Raw genomic sequence first — 24,807 nt, 5'->3', positions numbered from 1 at the left:
GGGCGCGGCCGGCCCCGCGGCATCCGCTCGTCTAGCCCTTGAGTCCCGTCGAGGCGACCCCGTCGATGATCCGCTTCTGCGCGAGGAAGAACACGATGATCAGCGGGATCGTCGTGATCACGCTTGCCGTGACGATGATCTCCCAGTGCCACTCGCCGCCGAAGCCGTAGGCGTCGACGAGCGACTTGAGGCCGCGCGGCACCGTGAACGTCGACGAGTCGCGCAGGTAGATCAGCGCGCGCATGAGGTCGGTCCACACCGCCTGCACCTCGAACACGAGCACCACGGCGAGCGCCGGACCCGTGAGGGGCAGGGCGATGCGCCAGAAGACGCCCCACTGGCTCGCCCCGTCGATGCGCGCCGCCTCGAACAGGTCGCGCGGCAGCCCGAGGAAGAACTGCCGCAGCAGGAAGATGTAGAACGCGCTGCCGAAGAGGTTGCCCGCCCACAGCGGGGTGAGCGTGCCCACCTGTCCGAGCGCGTTCCAGATCAGGAACGTCGGGATCATCGTCACCGCGCCCGGCAGCATCATGGTCGCCAGCACGAGCCCGAACAGCACCCCGCGGCCCCGGAAGCGGAAGTAGGCGAATCCCCACGCGACCATGGCGCTCGAGATCGTGACCGTCACGGCCGCGAGCACCGTGACGATCGCGGTGTTCAGGATCCAGAGCGCGAGCGGCGCCTCCTGCCACACCTGGAAGTAGTTGTCCCAGGTGAACGTCTCCGGGATGAGCCGGTTGTCGAAGACGTCGCTGCGCGGCTTGAAGGATGCGCTGACCAGCCACACGAACGGGTACACGAACACGATGCCGAGGAGCGAGAGCGCGACCCACGCGAGCACCGTGCCCACGCGTCGCTTGGTTCGCGCCCGGCCCCGGGGGCCGGCCGGGACCGACCGGGTGGCGGCATCCGTGCCGCTTCGATCGGGCTGCACCGCCTCGGATTCGGCGGCCGCCACGCGGATGTCGGTGCTCATCGGTCCCCCTCGTAGTAGACGAGCCGGCGCGAGACGACGAGCTGGATCGCGGTGATGATCATGATGACGAGGAACAGCAGCCACGCCATGGCGGACGCGTAGCCCATGTTCAGGAACTCGAACGCCTGCTGGAACAGGTAGATGACGTAGAACAGGGCCGCGTCGTTGCTGTACGTGGAGTTGCCTGCGCCGAAGAACGCGGTGTACGCCTCGTCGAACGTCTGCAGCGCCGCGATCGTGTTGACGACGATGATGAAGAACAGTGCCGGGCTGATCATCGGCAGGGTCACGCTCGTCGCCTGCCGCCAGAAGCCCGCACCGTCGAGCTGTGCCGACTCGTAGAGCTCCTTCGGCACGTTGCGGAGGGCGGCGAGCAGGATGATCACCGACGCGCCGACCGTCCAGAGCGACATGAGCACGAGGCCCGGCTTCACCCAGTTCGGGTCGGTCGTCCACGACGGACCGTCGATGCCGACCATCCCGAGCGCGGCGTTCACGATGCCGTTCGAACCGTTGAACAGCAGGAGGAACAGCACGCCCACCGCGACCGGAGGCGTCATCTTCGGCAGGAAGAACACCGTGCGGAAGAAGCCCGACGCCCGGCCGGCGCGGTCGAGGAGCAGGGCGAGGCCGAGCGAGACGACCACGTACATCGGCACCTGGAGCAGGGCGAAGAACGCCGTGTTGCCGAGCGCGAGGAGGAGCTTCTCGTCCGAGGCCATCGCCACGTAGTTCTCGATCCCGACGAACTCGGGATTGTTGATCACGTCGTAGTCGGTCAGCGAGAGGTACGCGCTGTAGATCATCGGCCACGCCGTGAAGACGAGGAAGCCGATCATCCACGGGCTGAGGAACAGCAGCGCCGAGAAGAGGTTGCGTCGCCGCGCCCGCGCCCGGTTGCGGGGAGCCGCCCCGGTCGGCGGCGCGACGCGCGCGCCGCCGACCGGGGGCTTCGAGTCATCCGGCTGGGAGCTGACGCCGCCCGGCCGGGTCGCCGTGGTCATCAGTCACCGCCCTCGAGCTCCGCCCATGCCTCGTCGAGCGCCGCCTGCGCGGTCTGCTGCGCCTTGGCGAGCGCCTCGGCCGGCTCGGCCTGGCCGTTCAGCACCCGGTTCACCGCCTCCTGCATCGCGTCGTCGAACTCGGCGTCGGCCGGGTTCGCGGGGAGCGTGCGGGTGTTCTGGTTCGCCTCGTACATCGCGGCGACGCCCTCGCTCCACGGCGCCTCGTCGGCGGTGGTCATGCCCTCGATCTCCTCGTCGGCGACCGTGTTGCCGGTGAGGATGCCGGTGAAGGGCAGGCCCTCCTCCTCGCGGAGCGCGACTCGCGCATCGGCGGCGGCGCGCCAGGCGTCGACCGAGGTCATGACGCGCGCCCAGCGGCAGGCCGCCTCGGGGTTGTCGCTGCCGGCCGGGATCGCCCACGCCGAACCGCCGGCGAAGGCGATGGGCTCGCCCTCGGTCGTGCGGACCGTGTCGAAGGCCATCGGCGCGTCGGGCGACACCTCGTTCAGCACGTTGAGGTACCACTGCTCCATGGGCATGGCGCCCAGCGTGTTCGTGGCGAACTGGTTGCCGCCGCCGAAGAAGTCGGCCGCGTCGCGGGTCGCCTTGATCGCGCTGAACCCGCCCTGCTGCTCGTAGATGTCGACCGCCCACTCGAGCGACTCGATGGTCGTCTCGTCGTCGAGCTGGGCGGTGCGGCCGTCCTCGCTCATGACGGATCCGCCCGCAGCGGCCACCCACAGCGGAAGGAACTCGGGCAGCTTGGAGTCGACGCCGATGACGCTGACCTTGCCGCCGTCGTTCTGGGCCATCGCGGCCGCCGCCTCGGTCATCGCCTCGCGGTCCGACCCGTTGACGTCGTCGATGCTCATGCCGGCCGCCTCGAGGAGGTCGGCGTTGGCCATCGTGAGCTGCACGGTGTTGAACTCGGGGATGCCGTAGACGGTGCCGTCGAGCGTCACCTGGTTGAGCGCGGACTCGACGAAGTCACCGGTCTCGATCCCCTCGCCGTCGATGCAGTCCTCGAGCGGGAGGATCGCGCCGCGGGCGGCGAGCGAGCCGATCTGGTCGCGGTCGGCGTACAGGAGCGAGGGCGGGTCGCCCGTCGCGACGGCGGAGAGGAACTGCTGGATGTCCAGTTCGCCCTCGATGAGCTTGACGTTCACGTCGCCCAGTTCGGACTCGGCGAGTTCCATGCGCGAGGTCGCGACCTCGTCCACGCCCGAGAATCCCATCACCGTCAGGTCGCCCGACAGCTCCGCACCGGAGTCGAACTCGGCGTCGGTTCCCCCGGACTGTCCGCCCGTGCCGACGGCGCATCCGCTCAGCAGCAGACCTGCCGCGGCGAACACCCCCAGCGCACGTGCGCGTCGATCGATACCCATGCCAACCCCATTCGTCTGCGTCCACGTCCCCCGGACGGAGCAAAGCTAGGCGGGTGCGGGCGGTGCCGAGAAGGGCCTTGACAGAAGCGCTTCTCTGGCGAAGCGGTTGTCCCCTCGCCGGGGGACAACCGCTTCGCCGATCGGCTCCGGATGGGCGGGCTCAGGGCTTCAGGACGACCTTCACGCAGCCCTCGCGCTTCTCCTTGAAGAGGTCGTACATGGCCGCCGCCTCGGTGAGGGGGGCGCGGTGCGTCGCGAAGTCGGCGAACCCCAGCGGGTCGTCGTCGGCCTCGGCCAGGGGCACGAGGTCGTCGAGCCACCGCTGCACGTTGGCCTGGCCGAACCGCACGGTGAGTTGCTTGTCGAAGATCGTCATCATCGGCATGGGGTCGGCGTTCCCGCCGTACACCCCGACCACCGACAGCCGACCCCCGCGGCGGACGCCGTCGATCGAGAGGTTCAGCGCGGAGAGCCGATCGACCCCGGCCTTCATCAGCATGCCCTTGGCGAGTCCCTTCGGCAGCGACCCGACGACGTTCTGCAGGAGCGCCGCACCCGGACTGCCGTGCGCCTCCGTGCCGACGGCGTCGATGACGGCGTCCGGCCCCGCGCCGCCGGTCGCGCTCAGGAGGCCGTCCACGGCCTCCTCGTGGCCCGCGTAATCGAGCGTCTCGACGCCGTACCGCTCGGCCATGAGCCGGCGCTCCTCGACCGGGTCCACCCCGAGGACCCGATGCCCGCGGTGGCGGGCGATGCGCGCGGCCATCTGGCCGACCGGGCCGAGGCCGACCACCGCGACGGTGTCGCCCGGCTCGAGCCCCGCGTACTCCACTGCCTGCCAGGCCGTCGGTGCGACATCCGTGAGGAAGAGGTACCGCTCGTCGGGCAGGTCGCGCCCGACGACGCGCAGGTTCGCATCGGCGAGCAGCACCCGGAGTGCCTCGGCCTGCCCGCCCATGACCCGCCCGTAGAGCTCGGTGTACCCGTACAGCTTGGCGCCGGTGCCCTGGTCCACGTTGCGGGTCGTCTCGCACTGCGTGTTCAGGCCGCGCCGGCACATCGAGCACGCGCCGCACGAGATCACGAACGGCACGATGACGCGGTCGCCCACCGCCACGCGCTCCACGGCCGACCCGACCGCCTCGACGACGCCCATCGCCTCGTGGCCGAGGATGTCGCCCCGGTGCATGACCGGGCCGAACACGTCGAGCAGGTGCAGGTCGGATCCGCAGATCGCCGTCGACGTGACCCGCACGATGGCGTCGGTCGGATCGACGATGCGCGGGTCGTCGACCTCGTCGACGCGGATGTCTCGGGCAGCGTGCCAGGTCACGGCTCTCATGCGTGCCATCCCAGCGGGCCCTGCCGCGAGGCGTCAGGGGGTTGACACCCCCTCGCCGCCGTCATGGTACGGGGATCAGGCCCTCCGGCGCGTTAGAGTCTCGGCATGGGCAAGCTCATCTACAACTCCTCGAACCGCGAGATCGAGATCGAGGACCGGACCCTCGCGCACCTGCGCGTGGCGATCATCAACAAGCTGCGCCGTTCCGAGAGCTTCGCCATGACCTGGGAGCACGGCATCGAGCACGGAAGCGGTCGCACCACCCTCTGGCTGCACGAGTCGATCCCGCTGCAGTTCGTCTTCAGCGGCAATCGTCCGCCGAAGCTCAACCGCCTGTGGATCGAACAGCTGCTGCTGTCGGCGAACAGCACGGCCGGGCTGCAGTACGTGCCCGAGCCCACCGAGGACGAGCCCCTCGAGATCGAGTGACGCGCGTCGCGCCGAGGTTCGAGCCGGTCAGTCGACCGGCTCGATCTGCGTGCGGATGAACCGCACGTCGGCGTCGGAGAGCCGCTCGGGCGCCTCCCCGTCCGAGTGCTCCGCGATCTCGCGTCGCACGTTCTCGGGCAGGTCGCCCTCCAGGTCGTCGAGGATGGCGTGCTTCGCCTCGATCGACACGTGCGGCCACCACCGCTCGGCATCCGTCGCCTGATCACCCATTCGCGCACCCCCGAGCTGTCGTCGTCCCTCCGTGGTATCAGCGGCCGACGGATGCTGCAACCCCTCGACCCCTCGGAGGCGCCTGCCTAGCGTGAGGTCTGGGCGCGCACCGAGCGTGCCCGGAACGGAGGATCAGCATGAGCACGACCGTCACCGCTGACATCGAGGTGGACGTGCCCGTTCGCGTGGCCTACGACCAGTGGACGCAGTTCGAGTCGTTCCCGCACTTCATGAGCGGCGTCGAGTCCGTCACGCAGGTCGACGACACCACCACGCACTGGGTGGTCTCGATCGCGGGCGTGAAGCGCGAGTTCGACGCCGACGTCTCCGACCAGGTGCCCGACGACCACGTCGCATGGCGCAGCACCGCCGCCGAGGTCCAGCACCGCGGCCGCGTCGACTTCCGGCCCGGATCGGACGGACGCACCCGGATCGACCTCACCATCGAGTGGGAGCCCGAGGGCTTCATCGAGAAGGCCGGCGCTGCACTTCAGCTCGACGACGCGCAGGTCAAGCGCGACCTGCACCGGTTCAAGGAGTTCATCGAGGACCGCAACGCCCCCACCGGGGCCTGGCGCGGCGAGGTGCACGGCGGTCAGGAGACCACGCCGGGCACCGGCGGCACCGGCACCGCGGGCGCCGGGATGGGCGGCGGCACCGCCGCACCGGGTTCCGTGAACCCGCCCACGAGCGACGGCGTCGCCGGCAGCGACCCCGACCTCCGCGCCTGACGCACTAGTCGGCGCGCGCCCCGACACCGGGTTCGATCGCGAGCGGGTCCACCGTCGCGATCGGCCCGGTGTCGAGCTGTTCCGGCACGAGTCGGATGCCGCCGGTGGAGTTCGCCGACCGCATCAGCTCCTCGATCCACGCCCGGCTGAGCTCCGGAGGCTCCGGCTCGTCGAACACGAACCGCAGCGGGATGTTGGGATGCAGCCAGAGCGTCGATCGCCCGCGTGGCTGGTCGTCGGCGTGCTGCCAGGAGACCGTGAAGGACTCGCCCCGGCGCAGCTTCGTGATGATCGCGACCTTGAGATGAGCGAGCGCGCGATCCTCGATGCCGATCGGGGTCGCGGCGTCGCCGTAGAACAGCGTGCCCATGCCCCGAGGGTACTCCCGCACGACGACGGCGGGCGCCTCCCGAAGGAGACGCCCGCCGTGAGGTCGGTGCGGTCGGTCAGACCGCCTTCTTCCCACCGAGGTAGCGCACCAGGAACACGATGACGGCCAGGACCGCGAGCACGAGGCCGACCCAGAGCAGGAACTGCAGGGACTGCACGACGCCGCCCGTGATCAGCAGCACGATGGCGGCGATGGCGATGATGGCGATGAGGATGTTCATGATCTCTCCTTCGGGTTCCGTCGCGTGGACGGTTCACGGCCCGCCGGGCTCGGCGGGCCTCCGAGGCAGCCAGTGGCCTCGTGCCCTCGACCGTACGGGGGACGCGACGCCGGTCGCGAGGGGTTGCCGCTGCTTCGCGGCGCGTGATACCCGCGCGGCATCCGCTCGCCCCGCCCCCGCCGCGCAGCGCCTCGGCGGCGCCTGTCAACCCTTCGCGGCGGCCGTTGGCCGCGCGTACGGTGGCATGGTCCGGACGAGCTGGAACCGACACGAGGAGGTCCCATGACCGACCACCTGATCGACCCGACCACCAAGCACGCCGCCGAGCCGTTCCCTCGGCAGGAGCAGCAGCCGCCCGGCCTCACGCCGGCGATGTCGCCGCAGCCCGACCACGGCGAGTACAGCTACCGCGGCTCGGGTCGGCTGACCGGCCGCCGGGCCCTCATCACCGGCGGCGACTCCGGCATCGGCCGCGCCGTCGCCATCGCCTTCGCCCGCGAGGGCGCCGACGTCGCCATCTCCTACCTGGAGTCGGAGCAGGCCGACGCGGAGGAGACCGCCCGCTGGGTCACCGACGCCGGTCGCAAGGCCGAGCTGCTGCCGGGCGACCTGCGCGACGAGCAGCACTGCGCCGACCTCGTCGACCGCACGTGCGACGCGTTCGGCGGCATCGACCTGCTCGTGCTCAACGCGGCCCATCAGCGCGACCGCGGCGGCATCGACGAGGTGCCCTCGGCCGACTTCGACGCCGTCATGCGCATCAACCTCTACGCGAGCGTGTTCCTCGCCCGGGCCGCCGTGCCGAGGATGCAGGCGGGGGCGTCGATCATCACGACCTCGTCGATCCAGGGCTTCGACCCGTCGTCGCGCCTCGTCGACTACGCGATGACGAAGGCGGCGCTCGTCGCGTTCACGCGCGCGCTGGCCGAGGAGCTCGGGCCCCGCGGCATCCGCGTCAACTCGGTCGCGCCGGGTCCCATCTGGACCCCGCTCATCCCGGCGACGGGATGGCCCGACAAGCTGCCGAAGTTCGGCCAGGACACGCCCCTCGGCCGTGCCGGCCAGCCGGCCGAGCTCGCCGGCGCATACGTCTACCTCGCCTCGGACGACGCGTCGTACACGTCCGGGGCGATCCTCCCGGTCACCGGGGGCAAGCCGCTCTGAGCCACGGGCGGCCGCAGCAACGAGGAAGGAGCAGGTCATGCCGGCGAATCGACGGGGACAGTCGTCCCTGAAAGACCCGGAGCTCTACGAGAAGCTCCGCGACGAGGGGAACTCGAAGGAGAAGGCGGCCCGGATCTCCAACGCCGCCGCTGCGCGCGGCCGCAGCTCGGTCGGTCGCAAGGGCGGCAAGTCGGGCGACTACGAGGACTGGACCGTGCCCGAGCTGAAGAAGCGGGCGAAGGAACTCGGCCTCTCCGGGTACAGCAGCAAGCGCAAGGGCGAGCTCATCAGCGCCCTGCGCAACCACTGAGGGGCAGCGGATGCCGCGACTGCGACGCGTCGAACCGTACGCGTCGCCCGGCATCACGCGGCTCCGCCGGGGTCGCGGCTTCGCCTACCGGCACGCCGACGGCACGCCCGTCGACCGCGTCGACCGCAACCGGATCGCCGACCTGGCCATCCCGCCCGCCTGGGACGACGTCTGGATCGCCGAGGCACCGAACGCGCACATCCTCGCGGTGGGCGTCGATGCCGCCGGGCGCCGGCAGTACCTGTACCACCCGGTGTGGCGCGAGCAGCAGGACATGGAGAAGTTCCTGCGGATGACCGCCCTCGCCGAGGCGCTGCCGGGTGCCCGGCGCAGCGTGCGCCGCGACCTGGCCCTCGCGGAACTCGTGCGCGAGCGCGTGCTCGCGGCGGCGTTCCGGACCCTCGACCTCGGCGCCATCCGCATCGGCTCGGAGGAGTCGCTCGCGACGGCGCGCAGCCGCGGCCTGACGACGCTGCTCGTGCGCAACGCCCGGCTCGAGGGCGAGGACGTGGTGCGCCTGAAGTTCCGCGCGAAGGGCGGCATCTCGCAGGACCTCAAGCTCTCGGACGAGTCGCTCGCGGCGTTCATCGCGGCGATGGAGGGCCGCTCCCCCAGCTCCCGGCTGTACGCGTTCAGTCACGGACGCCGGATGCGGCCGCTCGGGCCGGTCGACGTGAACGAGGACATCCGCGGTCGCACGGGCGGCGACTTCACGGCGAAGGACTTCCGCACGCTGCGCGGCACCGTCGCCGCGGCCGACCGGCTCGCACAACTCGGCACCGCCGGCACCAAGCGGGCTCGAGCGGCATCCGTCAAGGAGGCGATCGTGCACGCGAGCGAGGTGCTGGGCAACACCCCGGCGATCGCGAAGGCGAGCTACGTCGACCCGCGGGTGATCGAGGCGTACGAGCACGGGCGGCTCGTGAACCTCCGCGGCACCCGCGAGACGGCGCTGCTCCAGCTGCTCGTCGACGACGTCTCCGAGGAGTCGTAGCATCGCCCACCCGTGTGCCGGGTGGCGGTCTGCTGGGGATCTGCCGGACATGCCCCACGCGGTACGCACTCCGACGTACGCTTGCGATATCTGCAGCGGGCATTCGCTCGTGCTACACCGGCTGGGAAGTCGACGACGACGACAGGCCGGATCATCACGACGCTCAGCCCTTCCGCGCACCTCGGTGCCGTTCGCTCCACCTCGCCCCGCGGGAACCGTCCCGCGGTCACCCAGAGCTACTCCGCGCTCTCGCAGGTCATCAAGGAGAGCGGCCTGCTGCGACGCACGCCGTGGTTCTACAGCCTGCTCGTGGGCGGGCTGGCAGTCGCCCTCGGCGGCGCCATCGCCGGGTTCGTCCTGCTCGGCGACTCGTGGTTCCAGCTGCTCATCGCCGCGGCGCTCGGCATCATCTTCACGCAGTTCGCGTTCTTCGCGCACGAGGCCTCGCACCGCGCGGTGATGTCGTCGGGCAAGGCGAACGACCGTGTCGGCCGGGTGGTCGCGACCGCCGTGGTGGGCATCAGCTACCAGTGGTGGATGACCAAGCACACCCGGCACCACGCCAACCCGAACCAGGTCGGCAAGGATCCGGACATCGAGTTCGACACCGTCTCGTTCACCGAGGAGTCGGCGGCGAAGCAGCGCGGTCTCATCCGCTGGATCACACAGCGCCAGGGGTGGCTCTTCTTCCCCCTGCTGATGCTCGAGGGCATCAACCTGCACGTGACGTCGATCCGGTCGCTCTTCGAGCGGCGCGCCGTGCCCGGCCGTGCGCTCGAGCTCGGGCTCATCGGCACGCGTCTCGCACTGTACGTGGGCGTCGTGTTCTGGTTCCTGCCGCTCGGGATGGCGTTCGCGTTCCTCGGGGTGCAGCTGGCCGTCTTCGGCGTCTACATGGGCGCCTCGTTCGCCCCGAACCACAAGGGCATGCCGCTCGTGCCGGCCGGCGCGAAGCTCGACTTCCTGAGCAAGCAGGTGCTGACCTCGCGCAACATCACGGGCCGGTGGACCAGCCCGCTGATGGGCGGTCTCAACCACCAGGTCGAGCACCACCTGTTCCCGAGCATGCCGCGCCCGCACCTCGGCAAGGCGCGCGACATCGTGCGGGAGCACTGCCGCTCCCTCGACATCCCCTATACCGAGACGACCCTCATGCGCTCGTACGGGATCGTCGTGGAGTACCTGAACCGGGTCGGGCTCGCCGCCCGGGATCCCTTCGACTGCCCCGCGGCGGGCGAGCTGCGCCGCCGCTGACGGCATGGCGAATGCCGGCCGTCCCGTAGCGGACGGCCGGATGCGTCGGACCGGCGTACCCCCCGGGTCAGGCCGCTTCGACGGGCTTCGGCCCGACGTGCGTGCCCAGTTCCTTCGCCATCCGCTCGGGGTCGAGCTGGATGCCGCCGCCGGAGTTCGCGGACCGCATGAGTTCTTCGATCCAGTCGCGGCTGAGTTCGCCGGCCTCGACCTCTTCGAAGACGAAGCGGAGCGGGATGGCGGGGTGCAGCCAGAGCGAGCTGCGCCCGCGAGGCTGGTCGTGGCCGTGGCGCCACGAGAGCATGAAGCTCTCGCCGCGTCGCAGCTTCGTCGTGATCGCGATCTTCAGATGCGCGAGCGCGCGATCCTCGACCTCGACCGGAGTACCGGAATCGCCGTAATAGAGAGTGCCCACGGGGCACACGGTACCCCCGTTCGGGGGCGACCGCACTCATCTTGTTCCACAATGACCGCTCTGTACGTCGATTCACAGGTCGTTCGGGCAACCGCGTTCCCCTGAACGACCTCAGGCGCCGTCCTGCGGCTCCTCCAGCCGGATGTCCTCCGGCCGCTTGTCGGGTCGCAGTCCGCGCCACCTGGGGTGCCGGGCGACCCCCGTGCGCGTCCACTCGCCGAACTCGATCTCGCCCACCAGCTCGGGTCGGACCCAGACGGCGTCGACGAGATCCTCGCCGGGGACGCCCGGCACCGGCGGCTCCGGCACGCTCATCCCGTCGAGCCGCTCGAGCAGGCGTTCGGCGTCGCGCTCACGCAGGCCCGAACCGACCCGGCCCGCGTAGCGCCATCCGCCCTCGGCCGTCGGCACGCCGAGCAGCAGCGAGCGGATGCGACCGGCACGGCCGCCCACGCCCCGCCGATACCCCACGACCACGACCTCCTGCGTGCGCGACAGCTTGACCTTCACCCAGTCGTCGCTGCGCGCCCCGGGACGGTAGGTCGACCGGCGGCGCTTGGCGACGAGCCCCTCGAGGCCGAGGCGGCGGGCCTCCTCGAGCGCCTCCTCGGGCGGCATCCCGACGCCGGCCGGCAGGTCGACCGGGACGTCGTCGCGACGCCGCACGAGCCGCTCGAGCCGCTCGCGCCGCCGCTCGTACGGCTCGTCGACCGTCGCCGTGCCCGCGACCTCGAGCACGTCGAACAGGTGCAGCACGACCGGCACGGATGCCGCGGCCGCCTCGATCTCGCGCGGCTTCGACAGGTTCATGCGCCGCTGCAGCAGCCCGAAGTCGGGGCGCTCGGCCTCGTCGAGCGCGACGATCTCGCCGTCGACGACCGCGTCGGCGCGGAGCACGCGTGCGAGTTCGCCGAGCTCCGGATAGGTGGCGGTGACGTCGATGCCGTTCCGGCTCACGAGCCGGGTCTCGCCGTCCTCGACCTGGGCGATCACGCGGATGCCGTCCCACTTCCACTCGAGCGCCCAGTCGTCGCCCGTCACGCGGCCGATGGTGCCCGAGGTCGCCAACATCGGCTTCGGCACGGCCGGCAGTCGAGCGGATGGCGCGGATCCGCCGCGGGCCCGCGGCCGGCGGGCGGCCGGCGGCGCGGGGTCGGCGACCGTGGCCCGGGCGGCGGGCTCCGTCTCGGCCCGGGTCGGCTCCGCGGCCGACGCGTGCTGCTGCTCCTTCATGCGGTGCAGCAGCCACTGGCTCTTCTCGCCCTCGCCCTCGGTCCGGATGAGCGCGAGCCGCACGCGGCCGAGCGGACCGCCGACGCGACCGGAGAGCGTGAAGATGACCTCGTCGTCGCGCCACTTCTCGGTCTCGTACGTGCCGGTGTCCCACACCGTCATCGAGCCCGCACCGTACTGTCCGTCGGGGATGGTGCCCTCGAAGACGAGGTACTCCATCGGGTGGTCCTCGGTCTGCACGGCGAGGCTGTTGCGCTGGGCCGTCTCGGGCACGCCCTTCGGCACCGCCCAGCTCTTCAGCACGCCGTCCCGCTCGAGCCGCAGGTCGTAGTGGAGCCGGCGGGCGTGGTGCTCCTGGATCACGAACCGCGGGTCGCCGTCGTTCGCGACGCCCCACGGCGACTCGGGCATCGGCTCGGGGGTCGCGCCCGCGGTGCGCATGGACAGGTACGTGCTGAGCGGGCCCTCGGCCGACGCCTGCGTCACCGCCAGCATCGGGTCGCCCCGCTCGGCGACGAGGGCGACCACCTCGTCGGCCTCGAGGTGCCGCAGCTCCGGGTCGTCGAGCTCCTCCCACGTGCGCGGCGCCGCCACGGTGGGGCGGAACCGGCCCCGCAGCGAGTACGGCGCGATGGTCGTCTTCTTCCCGTTGTTCTGGCTCCAGTCGATGAGCACCCGGCCGCCGCGGATGCTCTTCTTCATGCTCGACACGATGAGGTCCGGGTGGTCGGCCTCGAGCGCCTTCGCCAGCTCGTGCGCGACCGCGGAGATCTGTTCCGAGGTCTGCGAGCCGTCGAGCGCGGCGTACAGGTGGATGCCCTTGCTGCCGCTCGTGACGGGCACCGCGTCGAGCCCCATGCCCGCGAGGATGCCGCGGACCATGCGGGCGACCTCCGCGCACTCGGGCAGCCCCATGCCCTCGCCCGGGTCGAGGTCGAAGACCATCCGGTCCGGGTTGCCCTGGTCGCCCGCGGGCGTGAATCGCCACTGCGGCACGTGCAGCTCGATCGCGCCCATCTGCGCCAACCAGACGAGCGTCGCCCGGCTGTCGGCCATCGGGTACGACTTGTCGCCGTCGCTGTGGTGCTGCACGCCCCGGCGGATCCAGTCCGGCGCGTGCTCCTCGAGGTGCTTCTCGAAGAAGGCCTGCTCCGGATGCTGCGGCGTGCCCACGCCGTTCACCCACCGCTTGCGCGTGATCGGCCGACCGGCCAGGTGCGGCAGCATAACCGGGGCGATCTCGGCGTAGTACGCGATCATCTCGCCCTTGGTCATGCCCGTCTCCGGGTACATGACCTTGTCGAGGCTCGTCAGGCGCAGCCGCCGTCCGTCGACGTCGACCATCTGGTACGGGCCCTGCGCCATGACCCCATCCTGCCGGGCCGGATCCCGCAAGGGGTACCGCTGGCGGCATCCGCGGGTGTCTACTAAAGGGATGCGAGCCGTCTGGAAAGGGGCGGTCACATTCGGCCTGGTCAATGTGCCCGTCAAGCTGTACAGCGCCACCGAGGACCACGACGTGTCCCTGCACCAGGTGCACGACAAGGACGGCGGTCGGATCCGCTACCAGCGCGTGTGCGAGATCGACGGCGAGGTCGTGCCCTACCAGCACATCGACAAGGCGTACGACGACGGGGACCGCACCGTCATCATCACCGACGAGGACCTGAAGTCGCTGCCCGCCGAGCGAAGCCGCGAGATCGAGGTCGTCGAGTTCGTGCCCACCGAGCAGATCGACCCGATCATGTTCGACCGCAGCTACTACCTCGAACCCGACTCGGCATCGAACAAGGCCTACGTGCTGCTGCGCGAGGCGCTCGAGTCCACCGAGCGCACGGCGGTCGTGCGGATGGCGCTGCGGCAGAAGACGCGGCTCGCGGCGCTCCGCGTGTTCGGCGACGTGCTCATGGTGCAGACGCTGCGGTGGAGCGACGAGGTCCGCGAGGCGAAGTTCCCCGCGCTCGACGAGCCCGCGAAGATCACGTCGAAGGAGCTCGAGCTGTCGAAGCAGCTGATCGAGAGCCTCTCGAGCGACTTCGACCCCGAGGAGTTCGTCGACGAGTACCAGCAGGAACTGCGCACCCTCATCCAGGCGAAGCTCGAACAGGGCGACGCGATCGACACCGCGGCGACGTTCGGCGAGCAGCCCGAGGAGGAGGGCGGCGAGGTCATCGACCTCATGGAGGCCCTGCGGCAGTCCATCGCCGCGAAGCGCGGGGGCGGAGGCGCCGCCGAGGACGAGGACGCGGAGAAGAAGCCCGCGAAGAAGCCCGCCGCGCGGAAGTCCACCGCCAAGGGCGCCGCCAAGGGCTCGTCGAAGGGCGACGACGAGGAGAAGCCCGCGGCGAAGCGCCGCACGTCGAAGAAGGCGGGCTGACGGCCCGCCGCGGGAGCGTCAACCCCTGTGCCCTCGCGGTCGCGCCGACGTAGCGTGGCGCCATGAGCGACAACGACGACATCCTCTCGCGCTTCGCCGCCGGCGAGGGCGAGGACGGCCCGCCGCCGCCCCGGGCGGACACGAGCGGGTCCGGCGACGACATCCCCGGCGCCAACACGAATCCGGACGACGAGCGCACGAGCCCGAGCTCGGAGAACGAGACGGCGGCCAAGCAGTCCGACCCCGTCCCCGACCGGGTCGCCGACGACGTCGACGAGTCGCGGATCCGCGCGGTGCCGGGCACTGGTGGCCCCGACGACGCGGGCGACGTCGAGGTCGATCCCGACGAGCTGAACCTGCCCGGTCGGAGCTGAGTCCGACCGGGCCGTTCTGGATCAGCCGAGGAGTCCCGCGGCGACCTCGCGCGCGATCGCGACCGCCTGGCCCTCGTCGTCAGACTGCACCTGGAGCCAGTCCGCGCCTACGACGAGGTCCACCGTGCACGTGTACTCGGTGCATCGCAGGAGCGCGCGGTCGGGTGCGGTGAGATCCAGCCCCGGGTCGGATCCCGCCGGCACGAGCGCCCCCGCCTCGTCCAGGCGGTCGGCGGCCCAGCGACCGCCGCGGATCCACGAGACGGCGGCCACCGACTCCTCGGTGTCGGGAGTGGTCCACCGGCACCAGCCGTTCCCCGCGATCGACATGGCCTCGGCCCACTCGCTCCAGCCCCCGGCCGACGTGGTGGCGACGAGACCGCTCGTCCCGGTGAGCGACTCGACGGCGGTGGTCGGCACGAGCGCCTCGCACTCCGTCGGGATCGCGGAGTCGGGCTGCGTCGGGGCGGCGGACGGGCTCGCCGCCTCGATCGCGGCGGCCGCGGCATCCGCGACCGCGGCGGCGGCGGCCGAGTCGGCGGCGACCTCCTCACCGAGGCGGCTCTCCGCGGCGACCCAGGCGTCGGCCGTCGCGCGGGTCATCGAGCAGAAGCTCGCCTCGCACCACTCCCCCGGCTGCGGCATCCCGTACTTCGTCGCGCGGGACGACCAACCGGCATCCGGCATCGGGACCACCGTCACGAGCAGCCCGACGTACGCGGGGTTGGTGCCGAACTGGCTGTTGTTGGGCTCGCCGTTGCTCCACTCGCACGCGAGGCCGCCGATGGCGACGACGGAGGTCATGCGCGGAATCGAGGGTCCGGCGCTCGCGGCCGTCGCGAGGGGGTCGGCGGGACCGACCGCATCGCCCATCAGCGCGGACACGAGGTCCGCCGGGACGAGGTCGTCGCAGTCGAGGTCGTAGCGCGACTCCGGCGCGACCGATCCGGGCACCGGCGTCGGGGCCGGCGTGGCCGTCTCGGTCGGGGGCGGAGCGGCATCCGTCGTCTCGGCGGGCGCGGACGGAAGACCGGTGCACGCGCTCAACGCGAGTGCACCGAGGATGACGACGATGCCGACCATCGTCGTCGGGCGTCGGGTCATGGTGCGGGCGCCTCCGGAGGAGCGCTCGTGGTGAAGGGTGTCCATGGCCGAACAGTAGGGGGCCGGTCCCGACGTCGTCCTCAGGGCGGCCCCCGAGTCGGCGCCGTCCCGGCGATCAGTGCACGAGCAGGACGGCCGCCGACTCGGCGGGCAGCGCCAGCACTCCGTCGGCCGGGACCTCGTCGGCGAGCGCCGGGCCCGTGGTCAGCAGGATGCTCGCGGGTTCGCCGAGTTCGACCTGCCAGGCGTCGGGGCCGAGGTTCGCCAGCACGACGACGCGTTCGGGCGCGCCGGGCGCACCGCGTTCCATGCGGAACCGCTTGGTCGCGTCATCCGCCCAGGCGCTCGTGTGGCCGAACGCCGGGTCGGTGAGCTCGGGCCGCGCGCGGCGGAGGGCGATCAGGCGGCGGTGCAGGTCGAGCAGGCGGGCGTTCGCGCCATCCGTCGGCTCGGCCCAGTCGAGCTTCGACCGGCGGAACGTCTCGGGATCCTGCGGGTCGGGCACGACCGACTCATCCCAGCCCATGCGGGCGAACTCGGCGATGCGGCCCTCGGCGGTGGCCCGCCCGAGCTCGGGTTCCGGATGCGACGTGAAGAACTGCCACGGCGTCGACGCGCCCCACTCCTCGCCCATGAAGAGCATGGGCGTGTACGGCGTCGTGAGGTTCAGGACCGCCGCGATCGCGAGCCGCGGCTCGGACAGGGTCTGCGAGATGCGGTCGCCCGTCGCGCGGTTGCCCACCTGATCGTGGTCCTGCGTGAACGTGACGAGGCGCCACGTGGGCGTCGCGGGGTCGATGGGGAAGCCGTGGTCGCGGCCGCGGAACGACGAGAAGGTGCCGTCGTGGAAGAACCCCCGCGTCGTCGTCTTCACGAGCGCGTCGAGCGACGCGAAGTCGGCGTAGTAGCCCGCCGTCTCGCCCGTGAGCGCGACGTGCATGGCGTGGTGGTGGTCGTCGCTCCACTGCGCGGTGAGGCCGTAGCCGCCGGCGTCGCGCGGGGTGATCAGCTTCGGGTCGTTGAGGTCGGACTCGGCGATGAGCGTGAGCGGTCGGCCGAGGTCTACCGAGAGCGCGTCCGCGTGCTCCGCCAGCTCCTGCAGGATGTGCCGCTCGGAGCCGTCGCGCAGGGCGTGCACCGCGTCGAGCCGCAGGCCGTCGACGTGGAAGTCGCGCAGCCACATCATCGCGTTGTCGACGATGTAGCGGCGCACCTCGGGCTCGTCGAGGTTCACCGAGTCGCCCCAGGTGTTGCGCTCGGCCGCGCGGAGGTAGGGTCCGAACCGCGGCAGGTAGTTGCCGCTCGGGCCGAGGTGGTTGTACACGACGTCCTGGATCACGCCGAGGCCGCGCGCGTGGCACGCGTCGACGAACCGCTGGTAGGCGGCCGGCCCGCCGTACCCCTCGTGGACGGCATACCAGAGCACGCCGTCGTAGCCCCAGTTGTGGGTGCCGTTGAACGCGTTCACGGGCAGCAGCTCGACGAAGTCGACGCCGAGGTCGACGAGGTGGTCGAGGCGGTCGATGGCGGAGTCGAGGGTGCCCTCGGGCGTGAACGTGCCGAGGTGCAGCTCGTAGATCACCCCGCCCGCGAGCTCGCGGCCCGGCCATGCGGCATCCGCCCACTCGTGCGCCCCGAGGTCGACGGCCGCGCTGAGGTCGTGGACGCCGCGCGGCTGGCGGCGCGACCGCGGGTCGGGCAGGGCCCGGTCGTCGTCATCGAGGACGAAGCCGTACTCGTCGCCGACGGCGAGGTCGACCTCGGCGCGCCAGTGACCGGCGTCGTCGCGCCGCATCGGCAGGTCGTCGTGGCCGGGCCGGCGGAGCACCACCCGCTGCGGGATGGGCGCCCAGAGCTCCACGGTCATCGGGTCTCCTCGGATTCGGCGGGGGTGAGCAGGGCCACGGGATAGGTCGCGAGCAGGTCGGCGAGGCGCACCCGGCCGCCGTCGAACCGCCGGCCGGTGAGTGCGTCCCGCAGCGGCATCCGCCGCACGAGCACCTCGGTGTCGCCCCAGGCCTCGGGGCCGACGGATGCCGCGGGGTCGCCCCCGGCACGCTCGGCGAGGGCGACGGGGAGTCGCGTGGCCACGGTGATCGCGCCGCCGCGATCGAACGCGACCGCGTGCCGTGCCGCATCGCCGACCACCTCGAGCGGGGTGTACCTCGTGAACCGCTCGGGGCGGTCGCGCCGCAGCCGGAGGGCGCGCGACGTGAGAAGGAGCTTCGCCGCAGCGGTCCCGTCGACGTCCGGCAGCTCGCCGCGCTCGAAGCCGGCGTCGACCTCGCGCAGGAGGCGCCGCCGCAGGTCGAAGTCGACCGGCCGGCGGTTGTCGGGGTCGACGAGGCTCGTCTCCCACAGCTCGCTGCCCTGGTAGACGTCGGGCACGCCCGGCATGGTGAGCTGCAGCAGCTTCGCGGCGAGCGAGTTGGACCAGCCGGCGGGGGCGAGCCACGCCACGAACGCGTCGAGGCGTTCGCGCACGGCCGCCACGTCGAACGCCCGGTCGATGACCTCGTGCATGCGCCGCTCGAACGCCTCGTCGGGCGCGGTCCAGTGCGTCGACACGGATGCCTCGCGCGACGCCTTGTCGGCGTAGGCGTGCGCCCGTTCGCGCTCGAGCGGCCACGCTCCGACGATCGCCTGCCAGAGCAGGGCGTCGAAGGGGCCGTCGCCCGTGGAACCGGCCGTCGCGCGCAGCCCGTCGAGTTCGAGCGACCAGCGTTCCGGGATCTCGGCGAGCACGTCGATGCGGGCGCGGACGTCCTCGCCGCGCTTGGTGTCGTGCGTCGAGAGGGTCGTCATCGACGCCGGCCACGCCGCGTGCCGCCGCAGCTGGCGGGCGTGGAAGGCCGCGACGTCGATCGCGAACTCCGACGGGTCGCCGCCGACCTCGGTGAGCGATCCGAGGCGCGTGAAGCGGTAGAACGCCGTGTCCTCCACGCCCTTCGCCATGACCATGCCGCTCGTCTGCTGGAACCGGATGGCGACCGGATGGGTCGGATCGGCGAGCACGGGCAGCAGCGCGTCGACGGATGCCGCGAGGTCGGGCCGGTGCTCGCGCGCGAGCCGCGCGGCCTCGTCGAGGTGCTCGCGGCCGGCCGGGAGGTACGAGCGGTACACCGGGAAGCACGCGAGGAGCTCGGCGAGCGCGTCGGCGGCGTCGGCCGGTCGGGGGTCGGGCAGCATCCGCTCGAGCCGGAGCACCTCGCTGCGGAGGATGCCGTCGGCGATGCCGCGCTTGGTGCCGTGGATCAGCTCGTGCCAGTCGGTCGGGCCGTCGATGCCGGTCTCGGCGCGGAGGCGGGCGTCGAGGGCGTCGAGCGCGGCCTCCCCCGCCGGGTCGACCAGGACCCGGTCGACGTCGGCGAGCGCGTCGTAGCCGGTCGTGCCGTCGGTGCGCCAGTGCGGCGGCAGCGGCTCGTCGCCCTCGAGGATCTTCTCGACGAGCACGTAGGCGTCGTCGGTCGCGTCGGCCAGTCGGTCGAGGTAGTCCCCCGGCGCGGCCAGCCCGTCGGGGTGGTCGACCCGCAGCCCGTCGGCGAGGCCCTCGCGCACCCAGCGGACGATCTCGGCGTGCGTGCCGTCGAACACGTCGGGCCGTTCCACGCGGATGCCGGCGAGCTCGTTCACCGCGAAGAAGCGCCGGTAGTTGAGTTCGGCGTCGGCGCGCTGCCAGTTCACGAGCTCGTAGTGCTGTCGTCCGTGCACGTTCAGCGCGTCGGCGCCGTCATCGGCCGAGCCGGGCGCGAGCGGGAACCGGTGCTCGAAGTACCGCAGCTCGCCGTGCTCCACCCGCAGGTCTCCCGCGGCGGCCGCCTCCTCGACCGTGCCGCCGAGCACCGGCAGGCGCACCCGCCCGCCCGTCAGCGCCCAGTCGACGTCGAACGTGTCGGCGTGGGGCGACTCTGGCCCGTGCTGGAGCAGGCTCCACCAGGCCGGGTTCTGCGCGGCATCCGCGACGCCCACGTGGTTCGGGACGATGTCGACCAGGATGCCGCGGCCGCGAGCGTGCGCGGCATCCGCCACCGCCTCGAGGCCCGCCTCGCCGCCGCGCGCCGGGTCGACCCGGTCGTGCGCGACGACGTCGTAGCCGTGGTCGGAGCCCGCACGCGACGGCAGGATCGGCGACAGGTAGACCCAGTCGGCGCCGAGGGCGTCGAGGTAGTCGACGACGGATGCCGCGTCGTGCAGGTCGAACGACGGCCGCACCTGCAGCCGGTACGTCGAGCGCGGCGCGCGCCGCGGCGCCCGGCTCACGCGCCGGCCTCGGCCTTCGGGGGCGACCCCTCGCTCGTGCCGGAGCCGGCCATCGCGGACAGCGACGCCGCGACCGAGTGGTCGACCTCGTCCGGCTCGGGGTCGCGCTGGCAGAGCACCATCATCGACCGCTGCTCGAGCGCGATCGCCTCACCCGGCTCGATCGGCCCCGCATCGGCCCGCTTGCCGGCGGTGTCGATGACGACCTCCCACTCCGGCGAGAACTCGTGCATCGGGATCCTGAACTCGACCGTGTCGTCGTGGGCGTTGAAGAGCACGATGAAGTGGCGGTCGACGATCCGCTCGCCGCGCCGGTCGCGTTCGCGGATCCCCTCGCCGTTCAGGAACACCCCGATGGCCTTGCCGAACCCGGCATCCCAGTCCTCGGGCTCCATGGTGGAGCCGTCCGGACGCAGCCAGACGATGTCGGGCACGGGGTCGCCCTCGCCGCGCCGGACGGGCCGGCCGTCGAAGAACCGGCTGCGCCGGAACGTCGGGTGCTCGGCGCGCAGCTTCGCGACCGCCGCGGTGAACTCGACCAGCGGCTGGTCGGCGTGCTCCCAGTCGATCCAGCTCAACTCGTTGTCCTGCGCGTACACGTTGTTGTTGCCCTGCTGGGTGCGCCCGAGCTCGTCGCCGTGCAGGAGCATCGGCACGCCCTGCGACAGCAGCAGCGTCGTGATGAAGTTGCGCTGCTGCCGAGCGCGGAGGGTGAGGATCTCGGGATCGTCGGTCGGCCCCTCGACGCCCAGGTTGTACGATCGGTTGTGCGATTCGCCGTCGTTGTTGTCCTCGCCGTTGGCCTCGTTGTGCTTCTCGTTGTACGAGACGAGGTCGCGCAGCGTGAACCCGTCGTGCGCGGTGACGAAGTTGATGGATGCCACGGGCCGGCGACCCGAGTGCTCGTACAGGTCGGCCGAGCCCGTGAACCGCGAGGCGAACTCCCCGAGGGTGGCGGGCTCGCCGCGCCAGAAGTCGCGCACCGTGTCGCGGTACTTGCCGTTCCACTCGGTCCACTGCGGCGGGAAGTTGCCCACCTGGTAGCCGCCGGGACCGACATCCCACGGCTCGGCGATGAGCTTGACCTGCGAGACCACCGGGTCCTGCTGCACGAGCTCGAAGAAGGTCGACAGCTTGTCGACCTCGTAGAACTCGCGGGCGAGGGTCGAGGCGAGGTCGAAGCGGAACCCGTCGACGTGCATCTCGAGCACCCAGTAGCGCAGCGAGTCCATGATGAGCTGCAGCGAGTGCGGGTGGCCGACGTTCAGCGAGTTGCCGGTGCCGGTGTAGTCCATGTAGTACCGCTTGTCGTCGTCGACGAGGCGGTAGTAGGCGGCGTTGTCGATGCCGCGCATCGAGAGGGTCGGGCCGAGGTGGTTGCCCTCGGCGGTGTGGTTGTAGACCACGTCGAGGATGACCTCGATGCCCGCCGCGTGGAGCGACTTCACCATCCCCTTGAACTCCTGCACCTGCTCGCCGCGCTGCCCCGTCGAGGCATAGGCGTTGTGCGGCGCGAAGAACGCGATGGTGTTGTAGCCCCAGTAGTTCGACAGGCCCTTCTCCTGGAGGGTGCCGTCGTTCACGAACTGGTGCACCGGCATCAGCTCGATCGCCGTCACGCCGATCTTGACCAGATGGTCGATGACGGCGGGGTGCCCGATGCCGGCGTACGTGCCGCGGAGCTCGTCGGGGATGCCGGGGAGCGTCTCGGTGAGGCCCTTCACGTGCGCCTCGTAGATGAAGGACGCGGCGTACGGGGTGCGCGGGTGGCGGTCGCCCGTCCAGTCGAAGAACGGGTTGGTCACGACGCCGAGCATCATGCTCTTCGCGGAGTCGTCGTCGTTGCGCTTCTCGGGCTTGCCGAACTGGTACCCGAACAGCGACTGGTTCCAGTCCAGCTCGCCGTCGACCGCCTTGGCGTAGGGGTCGAGCAGCAGCTTGTTCGGGTTGCAGCGCAGCCCCTGGTCGGGGTCGTTCGGCCCGTGCACGCGGTAGCCGTACCGCTGGCCGGGCTGCACCTGCGGGAGGTAGGCGTGCCAGATGTAGGCGTCGACGTCGATGAGCTCGACCCGCGTCTCGCGACGGCGGTCGTCGAACAGGCACAGTTCGACCTTCTCGGCGACCTCGCTGAAGAGCGCGAAGTTCGTGCCGTTGCCGTCGAACGTCGCCCCCAGCGGGTAGGTGGAACCGGGCCAGGTGTGCATGCATCCCCCAACGGTCAGCTTCAGGTCATCGTAGGCGCCAGCGCCCGGTGCGTCGTACGGCCCCCGAACCGGATGGTCCGGTTGGAGGTGCGCCGAGACGACGAGACGGCGCGGGCCGGGTGTCGATGCGGTATCGCACCCGGCCCGCGCCGGTCGTGGTTCGCGGACCGGCTAGCGGTCCTCGCCGCAGACGGCCGTGACCTCGCCGGCCGCCTCCTGGACGGCGGTCTGGCGCTCGGCGAGCTCCTCCGGGTCCTGCTCGATCGCGGTGACCGACGGGTCGTCCTCGGTCGGCGCCTCCGTGAGGCCGCCGGCGTACTCGCCGACCGCGTCGAGCTCGCTCTTGAAGTCCTCGACCGCGGACTTCAGGTCGTCGTCGTCGCCCGCCTCCTCGGCGGCGGCGTCGACCCGCGACTGCGCGTCGCTCAGGTAGGACTCGATCTCGTCGGTCGACGACGCGGATGCGAGCGTGTTCTGCACGCCGTTCGAGACGTCGCGCACCTCGCTCGCGACCGTGGTGCAGGTGTCGCCGCTCGAGCCGGCGGTGTCTCCGCCGCCCTCGGCTGCGCAGCCCGACAGGGCAAGGGCACCGGCGAAGACCAGTGCGGCAGGCATGGCGATGCGTCGCATGCGTATTCCTCCGTGTTCTCGTGAAACAGATGGAGTCTACTCAGCGGCGCCGACAGGGCCCGGGGGGTTGCGCCTGACGGCCCCGACCCATGGCGGATACGACGAAGGCCGCCCCTCGGGGCGGCCTCTCATCGAGCGGAGACGGCGGGATTTGAACCCGCGGTCCCCTTACGGGGACTCCACCTTAGCAGGGTGGTGCACTCGACCGGACTATGCGACGTCTCCATGCGCGAACCCGGAGGCGCACGCGACTGCCATCATAACCGGCATCCGCTGCGATGGCGATTCGGGCACGGATGCCGCGTGGCGGCCTACTGGTCGGCGAGCGTGCGACCGGCCGAGCAACGCGTCTCGGCGGCGGTCTGGCCGGTGACGTCGGAGGGCAGGGCCTGCTCGGTGGGCGCGGGCGCGGCCTCGCCGGTCTCGCCCGTCTCGCCTGTCTCCGCGTCGCCGGTCTCGGTCGCCGTCTCGGGCGCAGCCTCGGGCGCGGGCGCGTTCGGGTCGCCGACCGACGCGTACGAGTTGTCCTCGAGCGCCGTCGGGTCGAGCACGATCGGCACGTCCTGCTGGAGCGCGAGGTTGACCGCCTCCGCCGAGTCGGTCGGCATCACCGCGCTCCAGTCCTCGGAGTACGCGGTCGGGTACTGCACGAACGCGATCTTGGCGAGGTCGATGTCCTTCGCCGCCTTGGCGATCGAGACCATCTTGGTCGGGTCGGCGAGGGAGTTGGACAGCTGCATGTTGTCGAGCGCCGCCTTGGCGATCGAGTACATCTTCGTCGGATCGGTGAGCGTGCCGTTCGACTGCAGCTCACGGGCGAGCGCCGACATGAAGACCTGCTGGTTGGAGATGCGGCCGAGGTCGGACCCGTCGCCGACGCCGTAGCGCGTGCGGAGGAACTGCAGCGCCTGCAGGCCCTTCAGCTCGTGCGAGCCGGCAGTGAGGTAGAGGTCGGTGTGCTCGTCCTCGATGGGCTCGGCCACGCACACCTCGACACCGCCGACGGCCTCCGAGATGGCCGCCGCACCCATGAACTGCACGATGCCCGCGAACGGCACCGTGACGCCGGTCAGGTTCTCGACGGTCTTCACCACGCACGGCATCCCGCCGTAGTCGAGCACCGAGTTCAGCTTGACGCCGTACTGCTCCCAGAGCTCCTCGCCCGTCTCGGGGTCGGTGCAGCCCGCGGGCACGTCGACGAGCATGTCGCGCGGGAAGCTCACGACGGACGCGTGCGTGTGGTCCTGCGAGATGTGGAGCAGCAGGTTGACGTCGTTGAGCACGCTCGTCTCGAGGTCGGGGTCGCCGAACCCGTCGCCCTGGCCCTCGCGGCTGTCGCTGCCGATGACGAGCAGGTTCACGCCGCCCTCGATGGCGCCGACGTCGGGGATGCCGTCGAGCGCCGACTCGTTGCCGAGCTCGATCGTCGGCTTGGCGGTCGCGGCGAGGTCGAACGCGGCGTACGCGGCGACGGCCGTGCCCGACGCGAGGACGACGGCGAGCACCGAGGCGGTCGCCTTCGCGACCGTGCCCCAGACGCCGTGACGGCGAAGACGGCCGTGACGGGCGATCGCCGGCGCGTCGTCGGCGCCACGAGTGGTTCGCTGGCGGCTCACTCCGGGGATCTCCTCTCGGCTCGTCGAAGTCGTTGCTGATCAGGGTCTTGTGGTGCGGAGGGCGTGGGATTCGAACCCACGAGGCATTGCTGCCCACCGGTTTTCAAGACCGGCTCCATCGGCCGCTCGGACAGCCCTCCTCGCCGCGCATCGGCGCCGGCTG

The 24,807-nt window shown here is 71.4% G+C and carries 23 protein-coding genes and 2 tRNA genes; 8 read left to right on the top strand and 17 right to left on the bottom strand.

Going from position 1 to position 24,807, the window contains the following annotated elements:
• Positions 1-31: 31 nt before the first annotated feature.
• From AVP42_RS09045 to AVP42_RS09030, 4 genes are all read right to left on the bottom strand, one after another.
• Positions 32-976 (bottom strand): carbohydrate ABC transporter permease, encoded by a 945-nt coding sequence (locus AVP42_RS09045; RefSeq protein WP_082847127.1) that lies wholly within the window; start codon positions 974-976, stop codon positions 32-34.
• A complete protein-coding gene (locus AVP42_RS09040) occupies positions 973-1,980 on the bottom strand; it encodes a carbohydrate ABC transporter permease (protein WP_082847126.1) in 1,008 nt (335 codons plus the stop codon). The genes AVP42_RS09045 and AVP42_RS09040 overlap by 4 nt, the downstream gene beginning before the upstream one ends.
• The gene (locus AVP42_RS09035; protein ID WP_082847125.1) at positions 1,980-3,365 is read right to left on the bottom strand and encodes an ABC transporter substrate-binding protein; all 1,386 of its coding nucleotides are present in this window, start codon (positions 3,363-3,365) and stop codon (positions 1,980-1,982) included. The genes AVP42_RS09040 and AVP42_RS09035 overlap by 1 nt, the downstream gene beginning before the upstream one ends.
• A 160-nt stretch (positions 3,366-3,525) precedes the next feature.
• The gene (locus tag AVP42_RS09030) at positions 3,526-4,707 is read right to left on the bottom strand and encodes an alcohol dehydrogenase catalytic domain-containing protein (RefSeq protein ID WP_067948243.1); all 1,182 of its coding nucleotides are present in this window, start codon (positions 4,705-4,707) and stop codon (positions 3,526-3,528) included.
• A gap of 105 nt (positions 4,708-4,812) precedes the next feature.
• Here AVP42_RS09030 and AVP42_RS09025 point away from each other — a divergent pair, with 105 nt between their 5' ends.
• Positions 4,813-5,136, top strand: a complete 324-nt coding sequence (locus tag AVP42_RS09025; protein WP_067948241.1) for an ATP-dependent DNA ligase — start codon at positions 4,813-4,815, stop codon at positions 5,134-5,136.
• Between the two features lie 27 nt (positions 5,137-5,163).
• Here AVP42_RS09025 and AVP42_RS09020 read toward each other — a convergent pair whose 3' ends face one another.
• Positions 5,164-5,367: a hypothetical protein gene (locus tag AVP42_RS09020; RefSeq protein WP_067948239.1), complete on the bottom strand. Its 204-nt coding sequence runs from the start codon at positions 5,365-5,367 to the stop codon at positions 5,164-5,166.
• 137 nt (positions 5,368-5,504) lie between these two features.
• Between AVP42_RS09020 and AVP42_RS09015 the strand changes: the two genes are divergently transcribed.
• Positions 5,505-6,098, top strand: coding sequence for an SRPBCC family protein (locus AVP42_RS09015; RefSeq protein ID WP_067948238.1), 594 nt, complete (start codon positions 5,505-5,507; stop codon positions 6,096-6,098).
• Positions 6,099-6,102: 4 nt separating this feature from the next.
• Here the strand turns inward: AVP42_RS09015 and AVP42_RS09010 are convergent, their stop codons facing one another.
• Positions 6,103-6,468 (bottom strand): hypothetical protein, encoded by a 366-nt coding sequence (locus AVP42_RS09010; RefSeq protein ID WP_231878592.1) that lies wholly within the window; start codon positions 6,466-6,468, stop codon positions 6,103-6,105.
• 76 nt (positions 6,469-6,544) lie between these two features.
• Positions 6,545-6,709, bottom strand: coding sequence for a hypothetical protein (locus AVP42_RS16680; protein WP_197466993.1), 165 nt, complete (start codon positions 6,707-6,709; stop codon positions 6,545-6,547).
• Positions 6,710-6,991: 282 nt separating this feature from the next.
• On the opposite strand from AVP42_RS16680, the gene AVP42_RS09005 reads away from it, so the two are divergent.
• The 4 genes from AVP42_RS09005 to AVP42_RS08990 all read left to right on the top strand — a co-directional run bounded on the left by AVP42_RS09005 (position 6,992) and on the right by AVP42_RS08990 (position 10,431).
• Complete coding sequence (locus AVP42_RS09005) at positions 6,992-7,873, top strand: SDR family oxidoreductase (protein WP_067948236.1); 882 nt, start codon at positions 6,992-6,994, stop codon at positions 7,871-7,873.
• A 37-nt stretch (positions 7,874-7,910) separates the two neighbouring features.
• A complete protein-coding gene (locus AVP42_RS09000; RefSeq protein WP_067948234.1) occupies positions 7,911-8,183 on the top strand; it encodes a Rho termination factor N-terminal domain-containing protein in 273 nt (90 codons plus the stop codon).
• A gap of 10 nt (positions 8,184-8,193) precedes the next feature.
• Entirely contained in the window at positions 8,194-9,177 is a 984-nt protein-coding gene (locus tag AVP42_RS08995; RefSeq protein ID WP_067948232.1) for a DNA topoisomerase IB, read from the top strand.
• Positions 9,178-9,330: 153 nt separating this feature from the next.
• The gene (locus tag AVP42_RS08990) at positions 9,331-10,431 is read left to right on the top strand and encodes an acyl-CoA desaturase (protein WP_067948306.1); all 1,101 of its coding nucleotides are present in this window, start codon (positions 9,331-9,333) and stop codon (positions 10,429-10,431) included.
• A gap of 67 nt (positions 10,432-10,498) precedes the next feature.
• On the opposite strand, the gene AVP42_RS08985 is transcribed toward AVP42_RS08990, so the two are convergent.
• Both AVP42_RS08985 and AVP42_RS08980 read right to left on the bottom strand, forming a co-directional pair.
• The gene (locus tag AVP42_RS08985) at positions 10,499-10,846 is read right to left on the bottom strand and encodes a hypothetical protein (RefSeq protein ID WP_067948230.1); all 348 of its coding nucleotides are present in this window, start codon (positions 10,844-10,846) and stop codon (positions 10,499-10,501) included.
• A 111-nt stretch (positions 10,847-10,957) separates the two neighbouring features.
• Positions 10,958-13,444, bottom strand: coding sequence for an ATP-dependent DNA ligase (locus tag AVP42_RS08980; protein WP_067948228.1), 2,487 nt, complete (start codon positions 13,442-13,444; stop codon positions 10,958-10,960).
• 70 nt (positions 13,445-13,514) lie between these two features.
• On the opposite strand from AVP42_RS08980, the gene AVP42_RS08975 reads away from it, so the two are divergent.
• Both AVP42_RS08975 and AVP42_RS08970 read left to right on the top strand, forming a co-directional pair.
• Complete coding sequence (locus AVP42_RS08975; protein WP_067948224.1) at positions 13,515-14,456, top strand: Ku protein; 942 nt, start codon at positions 13,515-13,517, stop codon at positions 14,454-14,456.
• Positions 14,457-14,518: 62 nt separating this feature from the next.
• Entirely contained in the window at positions 14,519-14,830 is a 312-nt protein-coding gene (locus AVP42_RS08970) for a hypothetical protein (protein WP_067948222.1), read from the top strand.
• A gap of 21 nt (positions 14,831-14,851) precedes the next feature.
• Here AVP42_RS08970 and AVP42_RS08965 read toward each other — a convergent pair whose 3' ends face one another.
• The 8 genes from AVP42_RS08965 to AVP42_RS08930 all read right to left on the bottom strand — a co-directional run bounded on the left by AVP42_RS08965 (position 14,852) and on the right by AVP42_RS08930 (position 24,784).
• Positions 14,852-15,934 (bottom strand): hypothetical protein, encoded by a 1,083-nt coding sequence (locus AVP42_RS08965; protein ID WP_067948220.1) that lies wholly within the window; start codon positions 15,932-15,934, stop codon positions 14,852-14,854.
• Between the two features lie 115 nt (positions 15,935-16,049).
• On the bottom strand, positions 16,050-17,801 hold the full coding sequence (gene treZ / locus AVP42_RS08960) for a malto-oligosyltrehalose trehalohydrolase (RefSeq protein WP_067948218.1): 1,752 nt from the start codon (positions 17,799-17,801) through the stop codon (positions 16,050-16,052).
• Entirely contained in the window at positions 17,798-20,194 is a 2,397-nt protein-coding gene (gene treY, locus AVP42_RS08955; protein WP_067948215.1) for a malto-oligosyltrehalose synthase, read from the bottom strand. The genes treZ and treY overlap by 4 nt, the downstream gene beginning before the upstream one ends.
• Positions 20,191-22,398: a glycogen debranching protein GlgX gene (gene glgX / locus AVP42_RS08950; protein ID WP_067948213.1), complete on the bottom strand. Its 2,208-nt coding sequence runs from the start codon at positions 22,396-22,398 to the stop codon at positions 20,191-20,193. Before glgX ends, treY begins: the two co-directional genes overlap by 4 nt.
• Positions 22,399-22,569: 171 nt before the next feature.
• Complete coding sequence (locus AVP42_RS08945) at positions 22,570-23,028, bottom strand: hypothetical protein (protein WP_067948211.1); 459 nt, start codon at positions 23,026-23,028, stop codon at positions 22,570-22,572.
• A 136-nt stretch (positions 23,029-23,164) separates the two neighbouring features.
• Positions 23,165-23,253, bottom strand: a tRNA-Ser gene (locus AVP42_RS08940).
• 86 nt (positions 23,254-23,339) lie between these two features.
• The gene (locus AVP42_RS08935; protein ID WP_067948209.1) at positions 23,340-24,644 is read right to left on the bottom strand and encodes an LCP family protein; all 1,305 of its coding nucleotides are present in this window, start codon (positions 24,642-24,644) and stop codon (positions 23,340-23,342) included.
• 55 nt (positions 24,645-24,699) lie between these two features.
• Positions 24,700-24,784, bottom strand: a tRNA-Ser gene (locus AVP42_RS08930).
• Positions 24,785-24,807 lie beyond the last annotated feature (23 nt).

This window comes from Agromyces sp. NDB4Y10 (genome assembly GCF_001620055.1).
GTDB lineage: Bacteria > Actinomycetota > Actinomycetes > Actinomycetales > Microbacteriaceae > Agromyces > Agromyces indicus.
The sequence above is the reverse complement of the archived record's forward strand: the minus strand, read 5'-3'. Positions and strand labels throughout refer to the sequence as shown.

Bases quoted from the DNA above. Each gene is read 5' to 3' on its own strand.
- AVP42_RS09045 (WP_082847127.1), bottom strand. From the start codon at position 976: ATGAGCACCGACATCCGCGTGGCGGCCGCCGAATCCGAGGCGGTGCAG.
- AVP42_RS09040 (WP_082847126.1), bottom strand. From the start codon at position 1,980: ATGACCACGGCGACCCGGCCGGGCGGCGTCAGCTCCCAGCCGGATGAC.
- AVP42_RS09035 (WP_082847125.1), bottom strand. From the start codon at position 3,365: ATGGGTATCGATCGACGCGCACGTGCGCTGGGGGTGTTCGCCGCGGCA.
- AVP42_RS09030 (WP_067948243.1), bottom strand. From the start codon at position 4,707: ATGAGAGCCGTGACCTGGCACGCTGCCCGAGACATCCGCGTCGACGAG.
- AVP42_RS09025 (WP_067948241.1), top strand. From the start codon at position 4,813: ATGGGCAAGCTCATCTACAACTCCTCGAACCGCGAGATCGAGATCGAG.
- AVP42_RS09020 (WP_067948239.1), bottom strand. From the start codon at position 5,367: ATGGGTGATCAGGCGACGGATGCCGAGCGGTGGTGGCCGCACGTGTCG.
- AVP42_RS09015 (WP_067948238.1), top strand. From the start codon at position 5,505: ATGAGCACGACCGTCACCGCTGACATCGAGGTGGACGTGCCCGTTCGC.
- AVP42_RS09010 (WP_231878592.1), bottom strand. From the start codon at position 6,468: ATGGGCACGCTGTTCTACGGCGACGCCGCGACCCCGATCGGCATCGAG.
- AVP42_RS16680 (WP_197466993.1), bottom strand. From the start codon at position 6,709: ATGAACATCCTCATCGCCATCATCGCCATCGCCGCCATCGTGCTGCTG.
- AVP42_RS09005 (WP_067948236.1), top strand. From the start codon at position 6,992: ATGACCGACCACCTGATCGACCCGACCACCAAGCACGCCGCCGAGCCG.
- AVP42_RS09000 (WP_067948234.1), top strand. From the start codon at position 7,911: ATGCCGGCGAATCGACGGGGACAGTCGTCCCTGAAAGACCCGGAGCTC.
- AVP42_RS08995 (WP_067948232.1), top strand. From the start codon at position 8,194: ATGCCGCGACTGCGACGCGTCGAACCGTACGCGTCGCCCGGCATCACG.
- AVP42_RS08980 (WP_067948228.1), bottom strand. From the start codon at position 13,444: ATGGCGCAGGGCCCGTACCAGATGGTCGACGTCGACGGACGGCGGCTG.
- AVP42_RS08975 (WP_067948224.1), top strand. From the start codon at position 13,515: ATGCGAGCCGTCTGGAAAGGGGCGGTCACATTCGGCCTGGTCAATGTG.
- AVP42_RS08970 (WP_067948222.1), top strand. From the start codon at position 14,519: ATGAGCGACAACGACGACATCCTCTCGCGCTTCGCCGCCGGCGAGGGC.
- AVP42_RS08965 (WP_067948220.1), bottom strand. From the start codon at position 15,934: ATGACCCGACGCCCGACGACGATGGTCGGCATCGTCGTCATCCTCGGT.
- treZ (WP_067948218.1), bottom strand. From the start codon at position 17,801: ATGACCGTGGAGCTCTGGGCGCCCATCCCGCAGCGGGTGGTGCTCCGC.
- glgX (WP_067948213.1), bottom strand. From the start codon at position 22,398: ATGCACACCTGGCCCGGTTCCACCTACCCGCTGGGGGCGACGTTCGAC.
- AVP42_RS08945 (WP_067948211.1), bottom strand. From the start codon at position 23,028: ATGCGACGCATCGCCATGCCTGCCGCACTGGTCTTCGCCGGTGCCCTT.